Here is an 18,422-nt window from a genome sequence, read left to right as displayed (position 1 = left end):
CGCACATCGTGACAAAAGGAAAGCCAAAGCACGGGAGCCCCGGCTATGACTTTCCCCTTGATCCGAACGTCACCGATGTTTAATTCGCGAAGAACTGCAAATTAATTTTGTTTTTTGTCTTCGTCCACAACTTCGTAATCAGCGTCTACGACGTTGTCACGTTTAGCGGAACCTTGTTGCTCATCTGCACCTTGCGCTTCTTGCTCTTGCGCCTGTGCTTGCTCATACAGTTTCACGGACAGTTGTTGAACGATCTCAGTCAGTTCTTCTGTAGCCGCCTTGATATCTTCCAGGTTGTCGGAAGCCAGGACACCTTGCAGTTTTTCTTTTGCAGCATTCGCTTTTTCAACTTCGCCAGCATCTGCTTTTTCGCCAAGATCTTTGATCGTTTTGTCAACAGAGTAGATCAGTTGATCTGCGCTGTTTTTTGCTTCAACGAGTTCTTTGCGTTTTTTATCTTCTTCAGCATGCAACTCAGCATCTTTCATCATTTGCTCCACTTCAGCATCGCTCAAACCGCTGGAAGAAGTGATCGTGATTTTCTGAGTTTTGTTGGTACCTTTATCTGTTGCAGATACGTTAACAATACCGTTGGCATCAATATCGAAGCTAACTTCGATCTGCGGAACGCCACGTGGAGCTGGAGGGATATCTCCGAGCATGAAACGTCCAAGTGATTTGTTACCCGCTGCCATCTCGCGCTCGCCTTGCAGGACATGAATCTCAACGCTTGGTTGATTGTCTGCATACGTGGAGAATACTTGGGATTTGCTTGTAGGAATCGTTGTATTGCGCTCGATCATTTTAGTAAATACGCCACCTGCTGTTTCGATACCCAGGGACAATGGAGTTACGTCAAGCAATACAACGTCTTTCACATCACCTGTCAGTACGCCCGCTTGTACAGCAGCACCCAAAGCTACAACTTCATCCGGGTTAACACCCTTGTGAGGCTCTTTACCTGTCAGTTTTTTGATCGCTTCCTGTACTGCTGGAATACGTGTGGAACCACCCACCAATACGATCTTGTTGATATCGTTAGCCGTCATACCCGCATCGCTTAATGCACGACGTGTTGGCTCAAGCGTACGCTCAACCAGACCTTCAGAGATTTCTTCGAATTTTGCACGGCTCAGGTTCAACTCCAAATGCTGAGGAACGCCATCAGCTACAGTGATGAACGGCAGGGAGATCGTTGTAGTCAATACGCCGGAAAGTTCTTTTTTCGCTTTTTCCGCTGCATCTTTCAAACGTTGAACCGCTGCTTTATCTTTACTCAAGTCAATACCTTGATCTTTTTTGAATTCACTTACGAGATAGTCAATGATCACTTGGTCGAAGTCATCGCCACCCAGTTTGTTATCGCCACTCGTTGCTTTAACTTCGAAGAAGCCGTCACCCAGCTCAAGAATCGATACGTCGAATGTACCGCCACCCAGGTCATATACGAGGATCGTTTGGTCTTCGGATTTCTCCATACCGTATGCCAAAGCTGCTGCTGTTGGCTCGTTGACGATACGCAGAACTTCCAGACCAGCAATTTTACCAGCATCTTTAGTCGCTTGACGTTGACTGTCATTGAAGTAAGCCGGTACTGTGATAACGGCTTGAGTTACCGTTTGGCCCAGATAAGCTTCAGCATCGGATTTCAATTTTTGCAGGATAATCGCAGAGATCTCTTGTGCAGAGTAGTCTTTGCTATCGATTGTTTCCTTGTGGGAAGTACCCATGTGACGTTTAATTGACATGATAGTACGATCCGGGTTCGTGATCGCTTGACGCTTCGCTGTTTCACCAACTACGCGCTCTCCGTCTTTTTTGAAGCCTACCACGGATGGGGTTGTACGTGCGCCCTCCGGATTTGGAATTACGACAGGCTCGCCGCCTTCCATCACAGCTACGCATGAGTTGGTTGTTCCTAAGTCAATACCAATTACTTTACTCATTGAAAAATTTCCTCCCTCAACAATTTAAAATGAATGGGTCAATGATGACCCCTTATTGCATGTTCATGTTGCTAATCGTGCTCTATGTGTACAAACCTTTATATTAAACTTCGCCCACATTGCTCAACCACGGAGTTAACTCATTAGTTCCTATAAGGATTATGAGCTGACTTTAACCATAGCCGGACGAAGCACTTTATCCTTCAGCATGTAGCCTTTTTGGACTTCCTCAACAACGATACCTTCTTCATATTCGTCGCTCTCCACTTGCATGATTGCTTGGTGGAATTCAGGATTGAACGGTTGTCCTACCGATTTCATCGTCGTCAGACCTTCATTAGTCATCACTGTTTCGAATTGACGGAAGATCATTTGCATTCCTTTGGAGAAAGATTCGGACTCTGTTCCTTCCGGTACAGTAGCCATGGCGCGTTCGAAGTTATCCATAACCGGTACCAATTCGGTGACCAGCTTCATCGAAGCGTATTTAGCCAACTCTTCTTTTTCCTTCTGAGTACGACGACGGAAGTTGTCAAAATCAGCCTGTGCACGAACATAACGCTGCTGTTGCTCTTCAGCTTCTGCCTTCAAACGTGCAAGCTCATTCTGCTCATGATCAGCTATTTCTTCAGCCTGTGCTTCTGCAGCTCCGGCTTCATTAACAGGCTCCTGCTCAGCTGCAGTTACTTCTTGTTCCTCTGTGAATGATTGCTCCTCTTTCAAGATGTTCACCTCCTTATACAAATAAATGGTTCCCTTTATTTGAAACGATGCGTCAGCATCGCCGTCAAATCACGGGATAATGTATTTAAAATATGAATGACACGTGCGTAATCCATCCGCGTGGGTCCCAGGATACCAATGGAGCCCAGCGCCTCGCCATCCAATGAATAGGATGCTGTAATCAGGCTGCAGTTGGCAAAGGCTTCATGATCATTCTCGGTGCCAATTCGCACCTGAATACCCGATCCACCCGGCACGGGCATCATCAATTTCATAAGTGTTGGTGTCTCATCCAGCAGGTCCAGAATATCTTTTACCTTTTCGATATCTTTAAACTCCGGTTGAGTCAACATGTTGGTGGCACCACTGAGGAACAGACGATTGTCATGTTCATTGTCAAAGGCACTGTCCAGCACCTTCATGACTTCCTCATAACGTGTAATATGCCGTTCCATCTCTTGCCCAAGTTCAGTGTAGAGACGGGATTTCAATTTGTAGATCGGCACGCCCACCAGTTTGGTGTTCAACAGGCGAACCACATTCTCCATCTCGGCTACCGAAATTTCTGGTGGAATCTGGACCGTCTTATTCTCCACCTGACCTGTATTAGTCACGATAATTGCCACAGCTTCACTCTCGTTAAGTGGAAGCAATTGAAAGTGACGAAGGGACGTATGGAATACTTCCGGTCCAAGCAGGATCGAAGTATAATTCGTCATATGTGACAAAATATTGGATGCATGCTGAATAACTTGTTCCATGACATTCAGCTTTTCGGCGAAGAACGACTTCAGATCATCCAACTCCTGAGGCTCCACCTGATTCCAGGGAACCAAATGATCGACATAATATCGATAGCCTTTATGGGAAGGGATGCGCCCAGCCGATGTATGCGGCTGTTCCAGAAAGCCCATATCTTCAAGATCCGCCATTTCATTACGGATCGTCGCCGGACTGTATCCAACATCTCCCTTTTGGAAATGCTCCGGGACCCTACGGGCTCAGCTGAACGGATATAGTCATCCACTATAGCGTTCAGTATCATTCGTTGACGCTCAGTTAACATGGTGAGTATCCCTCCTTCTGACTGTACTGTCCCATGTCGTTAGCACTCCGGTTAGATGAGTGCTAAGCGGTAATACAAAAATACCAAACTGACGTGAACATTGTCAAGTGAGTTTGATGAGTGGGCTCATCTATTTGTAGTATAGACCAATGTCGCCGAGTCCTAACACCTTTACTGAACGTATTGTGAAGTAAAAAGGACTGCATGTATGGCAGAGGTTAACTCGGCTCGATCCATGCAGTCCTTTCTGTTTTTTAGGCCGAAACGTTCAATTCCTTCAATACTGCGATCTCATCACAACAATCCTGCTTGCTGCAATGAACACAGTCGGTCCATACTTTCTCGGGGAAAATATCTTTATCCACCACAGCAAAGCCATTTTTGAGAAAGAAGGACACTTCATATGTCAACGCCATCACCTTGGGGATCTGTTGCTTCTCCGCTTCCTCTACCAGCCGGTCCAGTAATCTGGAGCCGATACCGAGCCCTTTGTGGCCTTCCGAGATGCCGAGTGATCTGACTTCCACCAGATCATTGCCCAAACGACAAAGCGATCCACAGCCCACTACCTCACCATCGACTTCGGCTACAACAAAATGCTCCAGCTGCCGGTGCAGTATTTCCCGTGATCGCGGAAGCATGATCCCACGCTCTGCATATCCCTTAATCATTTCATACAGTGGTTCAACATCTTCCGGCACGGCTTTTCTGCATATTACCGACATCCTGCTCTCCTCCTATTACCAAGCTTTCCAGAGGAAAGCTGATTTCGTAGTTGTTAAAATAACACGCTCTATAAAACAATATGAATAAATATACAACAGAGCGCATATAATTTCAAGCTACGAATTCAGCGATATGGACCCGATAAACTCCGCAAAAACGTCATTTCCGAACAGGATACCCTGTTCGCTTAATCTGAAGCCATCTGCCGTCCGCTCAAGCAGTCCTGCATTCAACATTTTGCCCAATGGCTTCGCAAACACTTCTTCTATAGACTCTCCGAACTGTTCGCTGAACCGTGAAGCCGATGCACCCTCCAACATTCTCAGTCCAACCATCAGGTAATCTTCCATCGCCTCTGGACGGCCGATCTCAAAATGATCCAGACGTGGCAGCCCTGCTCGCGAAGCTTCAACATATGGATTTATACCTTTAATATTCATATGACGTTCGCGGCCCACATATCCGTGTGCACCTGCACCCAGACCATAGTAGTCCTCATTACGCCAGTACGTGATATTGTGACGGCTCTCGAAGCCTGGCTTGGCGAAGTTACTGATCTCGTATTGTCCGTAGCCTGCTTCCTTCATCCGTCTCATTAATAGAAGATACATTTCGAGCTCGTCATCTTCATGAGGAAGTGGTAACTGGTTCTTCTGATACAGGGTATGGAAGAGTGTATTCTCTTCCACTTTCAGGCTGTATATGGAATAATGTGGAAGGTCCAGTTCCAGCGCTTTGTCAATACTCTCATTCAACATGTCTACGGTCTGGTTCGGCAAACCGAACATCAGGTCAATAGACAGGTTATGGAGTCCTGCTTTTCGAGCATTCTCCAGACTGCGATATACATCATCCGTATTATGAATGCGGCCAATGCCCGTCAGAAGATCATTTTGAAAAGCCTGTACGCCAAAGCTGACGCGGTTGACCCCGCCTTCTTTCATCGCAGCGAGCTTCTCCGCATCCGTTGTTCCCGGGTTGGCTTCCATCGAAAACTCGATGTCGTCCGCCCAATTCGGGAAATACGTTTTGACGGAACGAAGAAATACGGCCATCTCATCCGATTTCAGAGCCGTTGGTGTACCCCCACCTACAAATATGGTCTTGATCTCACCAGGTGGATTCGCTTTGACCGTATGTTCCATCTCCCGTTCCAGCGCTTCAAGATATTGCATGACAGGTTGATCCTTCAGAACATAAGAGTTAAAGTCGCAATAAAAACATTTATTCGTGCAAAAGGGAATGTGAAGATACACCGCTTGGGGCGCACCTGTCTTCCGGCTGTGTGCTGCCAATGTCATGGCAAGTCCCCCTCTATTTGAAAAAAGGAAAGCCATCCGGCTTCCCTTTCAGCTTAGTTATTTAGTATTCTGTGTTAACCATTTTTGCAAACAAACGTCTTACAATTCAATTTTGATACACACATGCTGTGTAGTACCCAAAAATGAATTTTCTTTAATCTAATTTGAATACACACATTCTGTGTTGTACCTCAAAATAGATTGTTTATCCTTTCATACACAAATTATTGATGTACCAAAAGGATTCCCGTGACGTTTGCAAGCAAACGTCTTAATCATCAATTTTCAGTACCGCCATGAACGCTTCCTGTGGTACCTCAACGTTACCTACCTGTTTCATCCGCTTCTTACCTTCCTTCTGCTTCTCAAGCAGTTTCCGTTTCCGCGAGATGTCACCACCATAACATTTGGCAAGTACGTTTTTGCGCAATGCTTTTACGGTTTCACGAGCGACTACCTTCGTGCCCACAGATGCCTGAATTGGCACCTCGAACATTTGCCGTGGAATCAGCTCGCGCAACTTCTCACAGACGATGCGTCCGCGGTTATACGCGCGGTCACGGTGAACGATGAAGGACAGAGCATCAACCTGTTCGCCATTAAGTACAATATCCATTTTCGCCAGATTGGACTGACGGTAACCGGACAACTCATAATCCAGGGATGCATATCCTTTGGTGCCGGATTTCAACTGGTCGAAGAAGTCATATACAATCTCGGACAACGGGATCTCATAGTTAATGGTAACCCGGGTTGTGTCCAAATATTCCATATTTACATATTCGCCGCGTTTATTCTGACACAACTCCATTACAGTACCTACATAATCATTCGGTACGATAATATTCGCCTTAACGTATGGTTCCTCGACAAAATCAATCCGTCCTACCTCAGGATAGTTGGATGGGTTGTCAATTTTCATTACTTCACCGTTCGTCAAGGTCACATGATAGATTACACTTGGTGCAGTTGTAATCAACGGAATGTTAAACTCCCGCTCGATCCGCTCCTGGATAACGTCCATGTGAAGCAGTCCAAGGAATCCACAACGGAATCCAAAACCGAGTGCACTGGACGTTTCCGGTTCAAAGCTCAGAGACGCATCGTTCAACTGTAATTTCTCAAGTGCTTCACGCAGGTCAACATAGTCCGATGTTTCAATCGGATAGAGACCGCAGTATACCATTGGAGTAACTTTGCGGTAGCCCGACAGCGGTTCAAGCGTTGGATTTTTGGCGTCTGTTACCGTATCCCCGACTTGGGTATCGCCTACATGCCGGATACCTGCAACGATAAATCCAACATCCCCGACGTTCAGCTCGTCCACGATGGTCATGCGAGGTTTGAACACCCCAACTTCAATCACTTCAAACGATTTACCTGTTGCCATCATTTTGATTTTGGAACCCGTTTTGATCTTGCCGTCTATAACACGCACATAGACGATTACACCTTTGTACGGATCATAGTGTGAGTCAAAAATCAGCGCTTTTAAAGGCTGGTCAGGATCACCCTCTGGTGCAGGAACACTTTGCACCACTTGCTCCAAAATCTCTTTGATTCCAATTCCTGCTTTGGCCGAAGCCAAAACCGCATTACTTGTGTCCAGTCCAATAACATCTTCCACTTCCTGCTTCACCCGGTCAGGATCAGCGTTTGGAAGGTCGATTTTGTTGATAACCGGTAAGATTTCAAGGTTGTTATCCAATGCCAGATACACGTTGGCAAGTGTTTGGGCCTCAATGCCCTGAGCCGCATCCACAACCAGCAGCGCACCTTCACATGCAGCAAGACTGCGTGATACTTCATACGTAAAGTCTACGTGTCCCGGTGTATCAATCAGATTCAATAAATATTCTTCACCGTCATCAGCTTTGTAGCTCAGAGCAACTGCCTGTAGCTTGATCGTTATTCCACGTTCACGTTCAAGGTCCATCTTATCCAGAACCTGTTCCTGCATTTCACGTGAAGTGAGCGCACCTGTGTACTCCAAGATCCGGTCCGCAAGTGTTGATTTGCCGTGATCTATATGTGCAATAATAGAGAAGTTACGAATTTTACGTTGTCTTGCCCGAATATCAGTCATTCCTTACCCCAGAAACAGCCTAGTGTCAATCACTTCATTATAACAGTTGATGCAGAGTGCATCAATCCCGTATGTCTCAACTTTTATAATAAAGGTTCTATTATGAACTCCGAGAGGTTTATTGTACCTTTAATTCACTGGTTTTTATTCAGCCACTCCGCTAAAAAGGGAGACTACCCACTTCATGCCGCTATGAGACAGATTTTGCAAAAGTCCAGCCGTTTTGTCAGCGAGCACATCAACCGGAGCCTTAGTCTGGTCTGCACCGAGCACCTGACTCGGGGACTGAACAGGTACAACCGGAGTCTTCTTAACCTCCTGTTGGGCAGGTGGGTCAGGAACAGAATCGGTAGCCGATGAAGTCGGGTCTGTTATCACAACTGTCGTTGTGCCACCCGATGGATTACCCATGTGAAAATTACTGCCTGCCAGCTGCATTCCAAACAGTACACCCAGCAGCATGAATACACTGATGGATAACAATCTTTTACCGAATCTGGACATATCCTTCGCCTCCTGTCATATCTCTACTTTTTTTCATTTACTTTCATATATGCTTCTATATTTCCTACCCTCCCTGGGACGTCGTATCTGCACTCGCTTTGTCCACCTTCTGCTCCTCCCAATACACTTGGGAAATCATATCAGCGAGAACCTTGGATGTACGTTGTAGCTCAGCTCCCGTATTGTCGATGCCCCCGATTTCAATCAAAATACTGTTCGGTGAAAGTGTCTGGTTGTACTCTCCGTTGTTGGCTCCTCCACCATCCTTGCCCCATACTCCCCGGGATACCCCAGGATACTTGGCTTCCAGTTTCTTATGAATTTTCGCCGCAAAAGCTTCATTCTGTTGCCAATTCGGATTCTCATGTCCAATAATGAAATATACTTTAGCGTAACCTAAATTATTAATGGTTGTGGTGGTTTTGCCATGACGCTGTGAATCGCGATGAATATCTATTAGATAGGTAAGATCGTCATTCTGGGAAAGTGCTGCTTTGACCGTTTGACGGGAATATTTATACGAATAGTTCCAGTTATAGTCCTTCACTTTGGTGGGATAATCATCTTTCGCGTGCTCTACCCCGATTCCCAGCTTCTCCAGACTTTCTGAAAGATAGGTTCCCACTTGAAACACATTACCTGTGGATTTACCGGATGATGGATTGTCACTCTTTGTCCCTAGTAGTGGATTGTAACCTTCCCGTGGATGAGAATGATAGATAAGAACTGACTTTTTGCCTATTGTAGGTGAGCCGCCATTGTCTTTCTCACCATTCTTCGTGGGAGGATCTTCTGTGACATCCTCATCACCCGGTTCGACAGTACCACTCGAATCCGTGTTATCCTGCCCAGGTGGAACATGCAGTTCGCTACCAGTTTTGCCCCCACTTGCAGAAGCCGTATCCGTGAGACCAGGACCGGGCTGATAATCTTCGGGAGCTTCGGCCTTTTCATTACCAGAACCAGGCCGGAGCAAAACAGGTTGATTGGAACCCATGCCCGGCATTTCTCTCGCAATCAGGCTCTTGGGGTCTTGGGGGTTTACATTGGTCAGCAACTGGAATACAAAAGAGGTCAGATTCTCACCAGAGATGGCAGAGGTCTGTTCTTTCTGAGTGAGATGAGGCATTTCCATGCCCAGCATATCGACGAAAAAACGGCTTGATACGGCACTTGCAAAACCTTTCATGGAAGAAACAGGTGAATTATTTAATCGTTTCTCTGCCATGCCTCCGAGACCAAGTACGACAAAAAACAGAGCAGATATGATCATAAGCAACAACAACGTACGGCCCATGGCCAGCACGTTCAGACATCTTTTTTTCCACTTGCCAATGTTCCATGCCAATATCTTGTTCATTCTTCTGTCTCCTTCCCAGCTGGACAACTCTTATACTTCAACTCTATGAGCTTGCCCAATTTGATAGAACTGGAAGATGAAAGATTACATGAACAAAAAAAAGAAAGCCCGATAGATTCGGACCTTCTTCTCAGCGGCTTGCTTGGAGTTCTAATGTGTATAGGCGGCTACATTATCTGGATTTACCGCGTCATGAAGTGCAGCGTTAAGTCCTGTGGCAATAACATTTGCAATGCCTTCAATAAACTCATCAATTTCCTTAGGTGTAACAATTAGATCATGACCAAGTGGCTCAAGAACCTCTTTCACCAGACTCAGTCGATCTTCCTCACCGATGTCGTCCAGCATACCCATGATATGTTTCGTCTGATCCGTTTCCTGACGGAAGTGTGAACGCATCATCTCAATGACATTGTTCACAATGGTAGACGCATAACAAACAGTTGGTACTCCGATGGCGATGCAAGGAACGCCTAATATTTCACGGGTCAACCCACGCCGTTTGTTCCCAATACCCGAACCAGGGTGGATTCCAATGTCTGCAACCTGAATCGTTGTATTTACACGTTCCAGGGAACGGGAGGCCAGGGCATCAATCGCAATAATAGCATCCGGTTTGGTACGGTCGACAATACCTTGTACGATGTCACTGGATTCAATGCCCGTTGTACCGAGAACTCCGGGAGCAATTGCGCTGACTTCCCGATACCCTGGCGCAACCTGATCCGGCACCAATTCGAAATACTGACGGGTCACCATCAGATTTTCCACAACCAGTGGGCCAAGTGAGTCCGGGGTGACATTCAAGTTACCCAGGCCCACAATCAAGATCTTGGATGTTTTGTCGATCCCGGCCTTGATCATAAAATCTTCCATTTCACGTGTAAACTCGGCAGCAACACGCTCCTGTAGTTCGGTATCTCCATTACGCAGTGATGGTACCTCCAAAGTAACGTAGTGGCCTTTCACCCGACCAATGGCCTTGGCTGCTTCATCATTTAGAACATCAATACGCGTAATCGTGATACCTTCTTTTTTTTCTATATCTTCCCGAAGTCCGGGAATGGTCTGTTTCTGTCCACCCTGCGCCATTTCCTTGGAGTCGATCGCCAAATCGGTACGAACTGTATAGTTTTGCAAATCGAGGGTCATCTGTTCCTGCCTCCCTTACCGCATTTGAGCATATTGTGTGGGAAAAAGAGTTTCTTTATGCAGCAAGTCGAACATCGTAGGAATATCTGTTGCAATTTACATGCTAGCGTGATAGAATATTTTAAGTTGTGAAACGTTTGTATTCATGCAAATGCCTTACAGGAGGTGAATGTAATGCCAAACATCAAATCCGCTATTAAACGCGTAAAAACGAACGACAAGCGCCGCGCACTCAACGCTTCTCAGAAATCTGCACTCCGTACAGCTGTAAAAGCTGCTGATGCTGCTCTGGTAAGTAACGAAGTTGATACTGCAAAAGCTGCGATTCAAGCTGCTTCCAAAAAGCTGGACAAGGCTGTAACTAAAGGTCTGGTTCACAAAAATGCAGCTGCACGCAAAAAGTCTCGCTTGGCGAAAAAACTGAACGCTCTTTCCGCACAAGCGTAAGAAGCGTTACTTATACGATCCAATGGAAAAATCCTGAACAGCATAGGCTTTCAGGATTTTTTAGTATCTGATTCGATAAGTATGAGACACAGACAAAGCGACCTTATTCCGATGATCTAACCATCATGGAACGAAGGTCGCTTTGTTTGTTATTCATACGATTATTCCATTACGTTTACACACCCATCACGCACCGAGTCTTAATAAGAACAGCTCCAGACCAAGGACTTTATCCACCGCTCCTGTTTTCATCTGGTAATCCAGTTCACTCAGGTGACTCAGAATCATTCTCAGACGATCAGCTTGAAACTTCCGGGCTTGTTCACCCGCAATTTTAACGGCATAGGGATGCAGGCCAAGCTGACTAGCGATCTGCTGTTGAGAATAACTCTGCTGTCCCAATTCTTTAACCTGGATCATGATACGAAACTGACGTGCGATTAAAGCGGCAATTTTGATCGGTTCTTCCCGTTGCTTTAGCAACTCATAGAAAAGAGCTAATGCTTTTTCCAATCGCAGATTGGCGAGTTCTTCCACCAGAGAAAACACATTTTGCTCCGTACTGCGGGCAACCAACGACTCAATATCCGCACGCTTGATGGTTCCCCCATTACCCGCGAACAAACATAATTTGTCTACTTCAGCAGATAGGGTCTGGAGACCTGTTCCAGCATAACTGACCAGTGTGTCCGCTGCTCCCGTTTCAAAGGATACCTCCCGCTGCTTCGCCAGTTTCACAATCCAATTCAACAGTTCCTCTCCACTCAAGGGAGCAAAAGCCAGAACTATCGCCTTTTTCTTGACAGCCTTCACCAGCTTCTTACGCTCATCCAGTTTGTCTCCTTGCGCCAGAAAAACAATCGTACTATAATCTACCGGATTGTCCATATATGTAAGCAGACGGTCAACCTGATGATCAATCTTGGATTCTTTACCTGCGGTGAACAGGCTGGTATCTCTTACAATTATTAGTTTACGCGGAACCAGAAAAGGCAAGGTCTCAGCCTCTTCAATAACGACCTCCACAGCTGTTTCAGACAAATCATATGAAATAATCGCAAAATCACGATGCTCTTCTTCAATCACCTGTTCTTTTAACATATCCGTAAATTGCTGTATCTGGTACTTCTCCGTTCCGTACAGCACATAGATTGGAGCCGTTTCTCCACTACGTATTGCTTTTGTTGCACTTTTCACATCCATTCACGGCGCCTCCTTATCCCTCTTATCCTACCAGAAAAAGCGATAGACAACAAAGGGACCTTACATCCAGTTATGGATGAAGGTCCCCTGTCCTACATCTATATAAACGCGGACACCAGCAGTTCTAGAAAAAGCCGGTGCGCGGTCATACGACGTCAGTTGTTTGAACTGAGATAGGACGTTTTGTTACTTCCAATATATGCTTGTCATAATGGAAATGTTCTTTCATTTCAATAGAGTATGCTCCCAAATTTCACTTATTTCGCAGAAGCTCCACCTGAAACAGATGGCACATTAAACGAGTTCTTCGCCGTTGATCCGTCCTTGTCCGTTTCGTAATTAAATAGGGTGCCATCCTTCGACCAACTGGCTGACTTCAGTGTCCCCTCGATATTGCGCTGTTCAACCAGATTCAGAACGTCCGTTTCATTAGCAGGTCTGGAGTATATACTAATTTGATTACCAATAAGCATAACCAGATAGGTGCCGTCAGGTGATTTCCACTCTTTTGGTGCTACTGTTGTAGCGATTTCCTGACCCGGTCCTGCCAATCCTTTATTTCCTCCGGAAGAATCTGTCGCTACACCGGAATCAGAAGCAGTTTTGTCTTCTACCGGAGCATCTTCGTTCGTTTTTGGCACTATAGTCTGTGAATCGAAGGTTTGCTCGTCTCCGTTATCTGGTTCAGTTGTTCCATGCCCTTGCTCATCGGTCAGGGCCGTGGCAGCACTTCCTGAATCTGAATTTTTCTGCTCTGCATCCTGGTTCTGATTCAGACTCTTCTGCTCATCTACCGAACGAGAATTTGACGAAGGATCCTGAGCCCCTTTATTCGAAGCAGGCGTTGACTCGGTAGCCGGTGGTTTAGGTGTCTGATCTGCCTGAATTTCAGGCTCCTGTACCTTGTCTCCACCATTCTCTTCAGGAATAGTTCCTGATCCCAGGTTATCTCCTTCAGTCGAGGGATCAATTGGTTCACCCACAAATACATCGTTGCTACTTTCACGAGGCGAAGTTGCCGAATCATTATTAACATCCAGGCTCAATGGGTTCTGCTCCACACTTCCACTTTCCTGGGAACTTCCAGATCTCGTCATAAAGGTATCCGCATTCTCGATCTGTTCCGGTTGATATCCCCAGATTGCGAATCCCAATACAACTGCCGCAGCTGTCGCCCCCATCGACATTCGCCCTGCCATTGAATTAAGCCATTTTTGCTTCGTTTTCCGCTCACTTGAACGTTGTAAATTCTCAAATGCAGCGGGGACAGGAGTCATTTCCTGTATTGTGCTACTTTGTTCCCTCCGCGCTTCGTCAATGGCATCCAGTTGTGGCATAATCGCATCAACCAGGCTAAACTTCGGACTTACTTGAGGTAAATCTTCCAGTTCTCTGGAAAGAGCTCTGAGCAAACTAAAATTCTCGGCGCACTCCGGACATTGGGCCACATGTTGTAACATCTGCGCGGTTTCTGCCTCGCCCAGATCATGATCCAGATACCGGTGCATCCATTCCACCACCTCTTCGCATTTCATCCTGTCACACCACCTTTCTGATACTCCTGTAGTAGATTTTGTAATTGTTGTCTGGCTCTAAATAAATAAGATTTCACCGTATTTAACGGAAGATCGAGACAATCCGCAATTTCATTGTAGGATAAGTCCTGCAAGTATCTTAGAACAATAACGGTACGATGATGCTCGGGAAGCTTGTTGATCGCATCTTGAATGTCCTGTGCCACATAAGTGGACATGACCTCATATTCAACATCCTGATTATCCTGAAAAACCATATCATGCTCATCAATGGAGACAGACGGCTTAGTTCTTCTGAATTTATCAATACAGATATTGGTGACGATACGTTGTACCCATGTTTTGAATTGGGCCTTTTCTTCATATGAGTTGATTTTGGTGTAAATTCGGATCAACGCTTCCTGAGCAGCATCCAAAGCGTCCTGTTCATTATTTAGAATATAATATGCGGTCCGATAGACGTGTTGTTCAATCTCCCGCAATAGGGTAATTAGAGCGTCGCGATCGCCCGATTGAGCGGCTCTGATGAGTTCCGACTCTACCACAAAGGATCCCCTCTCCCTGCAACCCTATAGACGTGACCATCCATAAATTTGTTGCAAAGTTAAGTATTTTTTAAATTGGCCATAACAAAATGACGGCTTATGTATTTGGGCCGCTGAAATCTTCTCTTAGAATAACAGAAATTGCATAACGAGTCACCAAACGTGACCAAAAGGGATTCCATTACTTACACGACTCAATTCAAATGCAATGGCATACATTATAGCTAACCACTTTATTGGTCTCGAAAATAAAAAAAGTCGAAATTTGTCCAAATTTAAGCTGTTTTTAATGCAATTTTCATGAAAATGTTGTATTGTAAATTTACATTCATAAACACGAGGTGATGAGCATGCCAGCTCTTGCGAAAATTCAAGCGTTAAAAGAACAAATGCCCAAAGAATACCAAAGCATTTCCCATTTTGTTGAACATGCATTGGACTCCATTGATACTCTGGTCGAGGAACATCGGAAATACGTAGCTGCACAAGCACTATACGGCGACAAAATCGTTGGATCGGAAGAACGCTTGTACAGAGAAACAGTGCTCGATGTCCGAGCCCAGCTCTTGATGACTTTGGAGAAAACGGTAGAAGATCTGCTACACAAAGGCGACAAACATTGGAGCAAACATTTTAAAGATGGCGTTGAGTAGTAATGTTTAATATTATTCCTATAGTTTAGAAAATAGCCCGTTTTCCGGTATTTTCCCTTGAAGAGGGTAACGAAAGCGGGCTATTTTTGTGCTGTGACTTGCAATCAAATGAAGTGATTAATTCGTGTATTCATCAGTAAATCACGATCAGTTTGCCATTGAGAAACCCTAAAGCTCTTATGCCTGCTGAGCTGGCATAGACCCAAACTTCGATTTTGCCTTGTGAACTCGTTTCATACGAAATGCTTGATGGATCTCCCCATGCAAGCCGCACCTGAGTTATGTTCATTCCTAGAGCTACTTCTCCAGCAATAATTTTATTCCAAGTGGACTGGGACCAATTGTATTTCTTATACGGATCAGAAGAGAAGAATTGGTTGGAATCGGCCAGCATCTCCGTCACACTCGAAGGCGCACCTCCTGCATAAGCAGAAACGGTTTTTCCTTTTGCATTACGGAAGACAATAGAGTAACTTCGATCACCGTATTTACTCTTTTCAATTTTGATGTCTGTGATAGTCACTTTACTGAAACGTTTCCCCAAACTCGCATCACTGTTGATCCAATAGGACTTGCCAATGAACCGACTAAGATTTCCCAGCTCTTTTTTCTTGGTCAGTGCAAGTGTGTCCTTCGATTCAACTATGATGAATGAGTTTCCAACCAGAACTTTGGCCTGCTTCAACTCTGCATCCCATTTAACTTGAATCCCCGCAGCCTGTCTTAACAATTCCGCAGGAAATACAGTTTGTCCTCCAATGGTTTGTACTTTCCCTTTCATTTTAAGCTCTTTATTGTTTAATCGTGCAATTGCACTACCTTTTTGCAAAGTAATTCTGTCATCTCCAAATTGAATGTTAAAAGACGCGCCTTTGACATCGATTTTGGCTCCCAATGTTTTGAACACCGATTGTAATGGTAAGTATACATTTCCCTCCAACAATGTAGCGCCTGATAACTTTTGCTGTGAATCAACGTTTAGTTGAAGACTAGAAGTCTGATCACCGACCTTCAACGTCACTTTGGTTGTACCCATACCCGTAACCTTTAGTTTGCCGCCTGCCTGAATCTGTGCAATTTGCGGCTTTTCGACTGTAATCTCTTGAGGCAATGGTGCACGTTTGGTTTTAAATCCGTTGCTATAGTTCTCCTGAACGGTAAGCGTGATCGTATCTTCAATCTTGGCTTCTTTGGAAGATACCGATAGTGTCACTTGATTTAATATGGGAGCTGATAGAGGAGTTAACTTCCCATTATCATATGTAGCCCATGATCCATCTTGTAACTGTGCGTATAATTCATCAAGATCAGAAGAGTATACAACTTGGTTGACATTAGTTAATCCTTGCAATTGCTCAGACTTGTATTTGGCAGTGCGATCATAACTCCATACCGTTCCATCAACCTTCACCGTGAGTAACTTATGTGTACTTCCTAACCAAATCATTGACTGTACATCATTAGCAATAGTTATCTGCTCGTCTTCGTACAATACACTCACAATCACTACAGCGCCATCGTTCTTCAATACCGCTGCATAAGCGCTGTTCAGTGCGATAGCTTTACCATCAGGTACATTGCCTGCTTTACGCACTTTGTTTCGATAGTCTGAGTAATACACGTCCCCAGACGAAGAAAGGGCACTATAAAAATATTCCCGACTTCCCTCATATGGACCAACATCAATGATGGATTCCAAACCTTTGATCTGTTCTCCTTTTGTATGAAGTGTTCCATCTTGAAGAAGAACCAGGCCATGCCCATAAACCTTCACTACTCCATTGTATTGGTTAACCTCTGGCTTATCTGCATTTTCCTTGTCCCACCGATAGACTTTCCCATCCGCAGTCCAGCCAAAAACTGAATGAGTGTCCGATTTTGAAATACCAATTAAATTAAGATTTTGTGTCCATACTCCACTTATGGTCCCTTTAGACCAAAGTGTACCATCTTCAAGCAAATAATCATTACGATCAAGGACAGAAGAGATTGAGCCATTGGAGCCGGATGATGCATACGCAGAGGACTGTCCTGCAATCAAACCGATAACTAAAAGTCCAATCCATAGGGCTATCGCTTTTCTAATCCATTTCACTCTAAATTTCTGAGTTGCATTGCTATTACTTTTACTTTGTGTCATTTCTACAAGTTCCATTTTCTTGATCCCCTCATTATTATGTATGGTGCTACGATCACTAAGTTATCTCTATTCCTCCTCCAAGGTGAGCCTAACTATTATTCGGTAAAAATAACCATAATCCTGCAACGGAAATTACTTAACACTAATAATATCCACAACTAAAAACCATTTTTTAAATAAATACAACAAACCAAATACAAATGATTGTATTTAATATGATAATATGGAATAAAAGTTGGGATCAAATTGATCACATACTCAACTTATTCAGCGCAACTATAATAAGCTTGCCGATTAGTATCTCAAAAGCGAGAGAGTAATTCCTTCCTAGTCAACTTCACTAAGAGTAAATCAATGATATCCTTAAAACGTATGACAATTGAAATGTGTTATTATGATTCAATTCAAGAAAAAGTCGCTCTCATCGGAACGACTTTTTTCTGTTATGGTCAACTAAGACTTACTTTCTCAATACCTCTCAATCATTCTTACGCAGCCTGTGTATGTTAAAATATAGTAACTCCCTTAGTCTATCTCTTCTAAATATCGTTATTTAAGATGGAGGTCAATATTTGAATGACAAAAACCCATAGAATGTATAGGCCGCGCGGAAAAATACTTGCAGCTGTATTAACTGCCGTTTTCATTTCACTTGTAATGGGGATATATCACTATGTCCCTTTGGATGAAAGGCTAGAGAATACTCACTATTATTCATTCGAGTATTCATTTGCGGTTGGATTATTGATTAACCTCGCTATTTTACTCTTCTTAATCATGCCACTTTCTATATTAGTGGATGGATTCCTTTTATACAGAAAAAATGATAATACGTATATGAGACTGCTCCTTGCTATTGCCGCATATGGTCTATTAGGCTTCATAGGTGGGGTCATCTACTCGATTTTTACAGTTAACTTCAATACTTTTTCTGCTCAAACGATGCATATTATTGCAGGTTCTCTTGTCTTTTTATCCTTACAATTGGTATTAAATGATGGTTTCTTTCACTTATCTTCAAACCGCTAAATAGGC

Annotated in this window: 15 protein-coding genes and 1 pseudogene; 3 read left to right on the top strand and 13 right to left on the bottom strand. The window is 44.4% G+C overall.

Annotated features, from left to right (window positions below):
* Nucleotides 1–101: 101 nt before the first annotated feature.
* The 9 genes and pseudogenes from dnaK to gpr all read right to left on the bottom strand — a co-directional run bounded on the left by dnaK (nucleotide 102) and on the right by gpr (nucleotide 10,864).
* On the bottom strand, nucleotides 102–1,946 hold the full coding sequence (gene dnaK / locus C0Q44_RS12540; protein WP_105407531.1) for a molecular chaperone DnaK: 1,845 nt from the start codon (nucleotides 1,944–1,946) through the stop codon (nucleotides 102–104).
* Between the two features lie 159 nt (nucleotides 1,947–2,105).
* Nucleotides 2,106–2,669 carry a nucleotide exchange factor GrpE gene (grpE, locus tag C0Q44_RS12535; protein WP_105407530.1) on the bottom strand — a complete coding sequence of 188 codons (564 nt, stop codon included), beginning with the start codon at nucleotides 2,667–2,669 and terminating at the stop codon, nucleotides 2,106–2,108.
* Between the two features lie 35 nt (nucleotides 2,670–2,704).
* Nucleotides 2,705–3,735, bottom strand: a pseudogene (gene hrcA / locus C0Q44_RS12530) (heat-inducible transcriptional repressor HrcA).
* Nucleotides 3,736–3,989: 254 nt separating this feature from the next.
* Complete coding sequence (locus C0Q44_RS12525; RefSeq protein ID WP_105407529.1) at nucleotides 3,990–4,460, bottom strand: N-acetyltransferase; 471 nt, start codon at nucleotides 4,458–4,460, stop codon at nucleotides 3,990–3,992.
* A gap of 117 nt (nucleotides 4,461–4,577) precedes the next feature.
* The gene (gene hemW / locus C0Q44_RS12520) at nucleotides 4,578–5,762 is read right to left on the bottom strand and encodes a radical SAM family heme chaperone HemW (protein ID WP_105407528.1); all 1,185 of its coding nucleotides are present in this window, start codon (nucleotides 5,760–5,762) and stop codon (nucleotides 4,578–4,580) included.
* A gap of 271 nt (nucleotides 5,763–6,033) precedes the next feature.
* Entirely contained in the window at nucleotides 6,034–7,848 is a 1,815-nt protein-coding gene (gene lepA, locus C0Q44_RS12515; RefSeq protein ID WP_105407527.1) for a translation elongation factor 4, read from the bottom strand.
* Nucleotides 7,849–7,992: 144 nt separating this feature from the next.
* Nucleotides 7,993–8,352: a hypothetical protein gene (locus tag C0Q44_RS12510; protein WP_105407526.1), complete on the bottom strand. Its 360-nt coding sequence runs from the start codon at nucleotides 8,350–8,352 to the stop codon at nucleotides 7,993–7,995.
* Between the two features lie 64 nt (nucleotides 8,353–8,416).
* On the bottom strand, nucleotides 8,417–9,712 hold the full coding sequence (locus C0Q44_RS12505) for a stage II sporulation protein P (protein WP_105407525.1): 1,296 nt from the start codon (nucleotides 9,710–9,712) through the stop codon (nucleotides 8,417–8,419).
* Between the two features lie 150 nt (nucleotides 9,713–9,862).
* The gene (gene gpr, locus C0Q44_RS12500) at nucleotides 9,863–10,864 is read right to left on the bottom strand and encodes a GPR endopeptidase (protein ID WP_105407524.1); all 1,002 of its coding nucleotides are present in this window, start codon (nucleotides 10,862–10,864) and stop codon (nucleotides 9,863–9,865) included.
* A gap of 174 nt (nucleotides 10,865–11,038) precedes the next feature.
* On the opposite strand from gpr, the gene rpsT reads away from it, so the two are divergent.
* Entirely contained in the window at nucleotides 11,039–11,311 is a 273-nt protein-coding gene (gene rpsT, locus C0Q44_RS12495) for a 30S ribosomal protein S20 (RefSeq protein ID WP_105407523.1), read from the top strand.
* 186 nt (nucleotides 11,312–11,497) lie between these two features.
* Here rpsT and holA read toward each other — a convergent pair whose 3' ends face one another.
* The 3 genes from holA to C0Q44_RS12480 all read right to left on the bottom strand — a co-directional run bounded on the left by holA (nucleotide 11,498) and on the right by C0Q44_RS12480 (nucleotide 14,594).
* Nucleotides 11,498–12,514: a DNA polymerase III subunit delta gene (holA, locus tag C0Q44_RS12490; protein WP_105407522.1), complete on the bottom strand. Its 1,017-nt coding sequence runs from the start codon at nucleotides 12,512–12,514 to the stop codon at nucleotides 11,498–11,500.
* A gap of 257 nt (nucleotides 12,515–12,771) precedes the next feature.
* A complete protein-coding gene (locus tag C0Q44_RS12485) occupies nucleotides 12,772–14,049 on the bottom strand; it encodes an anti-sigma factor family protein (RefSeq protein WP_105407521.1) in 1,278 nt (425 codons plus the stop codon).
* Nucleotides 14,046–14,594 carry an RNA polymerase sigma factor gene (locus tag C0Q44_RS12480; protein WP_105407520.1) on the bottom strand — a complete coding sequence of 183 codons (549 nt, stop codon included), beginning with the start codon at nucleotides 14,592–14,594 and terminating at the stop codon, nucleotides 14,046–14,048. Before C0Q44_RS12480 ends, C0Q44_RS12485 begins: the two co-directional genes overlap by 4 nt.
* Nucleotides 14,595–14,944: 350 nt before the next feature.
* Here C0Q44_RS12480 and C0Q44_RS12475 point away from each other — a divergent pair, with 350 nt between their 5' ends.
* On the top strand, nucleotides 14,945–15,247 hold the full coding sequence (locus C0Q44_RS12475) for a hypothetical protein (protein ID WP_105407519.1): 303 nt from the start codon (nucleotides 14,945–14,947) through the stop codon (nucleotides 15,245–15,247).
* Between the two features lie 133 nt (nucleotides 15,248–15,380).
* On the opposite strand, the gene C0Q44_RS12470 is transcribed toward C0Q44_RS12475, so the two are convergent.
* Nucleotides 15,381–17,402 carry a copper amine oxidase N-terminal domain-containing protein gene (locus C0Q44_RS12470; RefSeq protein WP_105407518.1) on the bottom strand — a complete coding sequence of 674 codons (2,022 nt, stop codon included), beginning with the start codon at nucleotides 17,400–17,402 and terminating at the stop codon, nucleotides 15,381–15,383.
* 561 nt (nucleotides 17,403–17,963) lie between these two features.
* Here C0Q44_RS12470 and C0Q44_RS12465 point away from each other — a divergent pair.
* Nucleotides 17,964–18,416: a hypothetical protein gene (locus C0Q44_RS12465; RefSeq protein ID WP_105407517.1), complete on the top strand. Its 453-nt coding sequence runs from the start codon at nucleotides 17,964–17,966 to the stop codon at nucleotides 18,414–18,416.
* The last annotated feature ends 6 nt before the right edge of the window (nucleotides 18,417–18,422 follow it).

This window comes from Paenibacillus sp. PCH8, from assembly GCF_002968835.1.
GTDB lineage: Bacteria > Bacillota > Bacilli > Paenibacillales > Paenibacillaceae > Paenibacillus.
The sequence above is the reverse complement of the archived record's forward strand: the minus strand, read 5'-3'. Positions and strand labels throughout refer to the sequence as shown.

Bases quoted from the DNA above. Each gene is read 5' to 3' on its own strand.
- lepA (WP_105407527.1), bottom strand. From the start codon at position 7,848: ATGACTGATATTCGGGCAAGACAACGTAAAATTCGTAACTTCTCTATT.
- C0Q44_RS12525 (WP_105407529.1), bottom strand. From the start codon at position 4,460: ATGTCGGTAATATGCAGAAAAGCCGTGCCGGAAGATGTTGAACCACTG.
- C0Q44_RS12510 (WP_105407526.1), bottom strand. From the start codon at position 8,352: ATGTCCAGATTCGGTAAAAGATTGTTATCCATCAGTGTATTCATGCTG.
- C0Q44_RS12470 (WP_105407518.1), bottom strand. From the start codon at position 17,402: ATGGAACTTGTAGAAATGACACAAAGTAAAAGTAATAGCAATGCAACT.
- rpsT (WP_105407523.1), top strand. From the start codon at position 11,039: ATGCCAAACATCAAATCCGCTATTAAACGCGTAAAAACGAACGACAAG.
- holA (WP_105407522.1), bottom strand. From the start codon at position 12,514: ATGGATGTGAAAAGTGCAACAAAAGCAATACGTAGTGGAGAAACGGCT.
- dnaK (WP_105407531.1), bottom strand. From the start codon at position 1,946: ATGAGTAAAGTAATTGGTATTGACTTAGGAACAACCAACTCATGCGTA.
- hemW (WP_105407528.1), bottom strand. From the start codon at position 5,762: ATGACATTGGCAGCACACAGCCGGAAGACAGGTGCGCCCCAAGCGGTG.
- gpr (WP_105407524.1), bottom strand. From the start codon at position 10,864: ATGACCCTCGATTTGCAAAACTATACAGTTCGTACCGATTTGGCGATC.
- C0Q44_RS12465 (WP_105407517.1), top strand. From the start codon at position 17,964: ATGACAAAAACCCATAGAATGTATAGGCCGCGCGGAAAAATACTTGCA.
- C0Q44_RS12505 (WP_105407525.1), bottom strand. From the start codon at position 9,712: ATGAACAAGATATTGGCATGGAACATTGGCAAGTGGAAAAAAAGATGT.
- C0Q44_RS12485 (WP_105407521.1), bottom strand. From the start codon at position 14,049: ATGAAATGCGAAGAGGTGGTGGAATGGATGCACCGGTATCTGGATCAT.
- C0Q44_RS12475 (WP_105407519.1), top strand. From the start codon at position 14,945: ATGCCAGCTCTTGCGAAAATTCAAGCGTTAAAAGAACAAATGCCCAAA.